This is a genomic window from Microcystis sp. M53598_WE2 (assembly GCF_030067735.1).
GTDB lineage: Bacteria > Cyanobacteriota > Cyanobacteriia > Cyanobacteriales > Microcystaceae > Microcystis > Microcystis aeruginosa.
Genome location: NZ_JASJFE010000282.1, coordinates 1 through 1,792 on the forward strand (window position 1 = coordinate 1; position 1,792 = coordinate 1,792).

Annotated in this window: 2 protein-coding genes; one reads left to right on the top strand and one right to left on the bottom strand. The window is 38.1% G+C overall.

Going from position 1 to position 1,792, the window contains the following annotated elements; genetic code table 11:
• The coding region (locus PX636_RS06075) for a TubC N-terminal docking domain-related protein (protein ID WP_288116496.1) at positions 1-204 on the bottom strand (204 nt) is incomplete at its 3' end.
• 822 nt (positions 205-1,026) lie between these two features.
• On the opposite strand from PX636_RS06075, the gene PX636_RS06080 reads away from it, so the two are divergent.
• On the top strand, positions 1,027-1,792 hold a 766-nt coding region (locus PX636_RS06080; RefSeq protein WP_288116497.1), incomplete at its 3' end, for an ABC transporter transmembrane domain-containing protein.

Sequence of the window (1,792 nt, forward strand, 5' to 3'; positions counted from 1 at the left end):
GGGATCAATCACCGATTCAAGGGGTTTAGACGGTGTTGTTGCGCTTCTTAAAAAAGTGAGAATTTCTGGTTTTCTTGTGCCGATTTCTTGCTTAATTTCTGGTGTCATCGCCCCTTGGGGAGCTTGATATTTTAACTTATCTTCCTCAAGCCAAAGCTTGATTTCTAAACTATTTAAGTAAGATAAAAATTCTGCGACTTTCATTAATAGTATCCTTTTCCTTAATTGATGTTCTGGTATTTTTGGAATGGGGGTGATGTTTGGCTGAGTTCAGTAGTTCTAACTTGAGCTACTGTTTAGAGATATAATCAACGTTTTTCATAAATTTAAGTACCCTCAAAGACTAAACACTATAGACCAAACAAAAATTATCAATGGTAGGGAGTCGGTGGTTATTGTTAAAATGATTTGCTATGGGAGCAACCGCTTACATACTCCATAAAAAGACTGTTTGGCTATTCATAGCACATTCTGGATGATAAATTTTAGTGATGGATACAATTTTTTACATTTTTTCCAAAATGGCTCTGAAAAGCTTAAATTTTAGTTAGGCTATTTTCATAATTCTCCTTCTTCATAATTTTCTGAGGCTGCTGCCATAACTTTACCACCATGATGCCGCAAAATCTGTTATCGCTTTGAGGAAACGAGGAAGAAAATCGGCGCACCTCATTGCTGTGAAACCTGTATCTCGAAATCTTATCACAGACAAAAAAATTTGTCATGGTCAACGAAATTAGCTAATATGTGGTATTCTGATAAGCGCTCACTAGCTTTAGCTATCAAAACAATGGTTACTTGTAGTAAGATAACGAGGGTTAAAAAAGCAGTAGCAGGGGGGCTGAGAAAGCCATCGCTCTATGCTGACAGATAAAGCGACGGGATCATGTCACCACAACTCAAGCACAATAACCTTAAAATTGTCGGGGAGCTTTATATTTTCGCCAATTGCCTTCTACTCCGCCAATCCAGCCAAAATCTAAAATCATTTCAGCAAAATGTCCACAACTCAAATATAAATGCTATATGTCCGCCAAAGTCCCTCAAGATCGATCGACGACTAATATTATCTCCGATGTCAGCAAATTTTGGCACAGTGTCAAGCTGATCGCTGCTCCCTATTGGTATCCTACTGAATCGGGGGGAAGGACTTTTGCCGATGTGATGAAAGCTTGGGCAATGCTCATCCTACTAATCGGGGCAATCCTAGGAGTTGTGGGATTAAATGCCTTCAATAGCTTTGTTAGTAATTACTTAGTTGATGTCATCCTTGAAAAAAATGATTTTGATAAATTTGTCAGAACTTTGGTAGTTTTTGCGGTTGGACTGCTCTTTGTCACCCTTTTAGTTGGCTTGCTTAAATTTCTCAGAAAAAGAATCGCCCTAGATTGGTATGCTTGGCTCAATGACTGGATTCTCAACAAATATTTGCATAATCGCGCCTATTACAGAATTAATTTTAAATCCGATATCGACAACCCAGATCAGCGTTTATCCCAGGAAATTGAGCCGATTACCAGTAAAGCTCTCTCCTTTTTTGCCGTTGCCCTAGAAAATGTCCTAGATATGATCACTTTTTTAGTGATTCTCTGGTCAATTTCTTCCTCTGTCGCCATTATCTTAGTCGTTTGGACAATTCTCGGTAACGTCATTGCTATCTATTTTAACCAAGCCTTAAATAAAATCACTCAAGAAGAATTAGAACTTAAGGCTAACTATAATTATGCTCTAACCCACATTCGTAATCATGCGGAGTCAATCGCTTTCTTTGAGGGAGAAAATCAGGAATTAA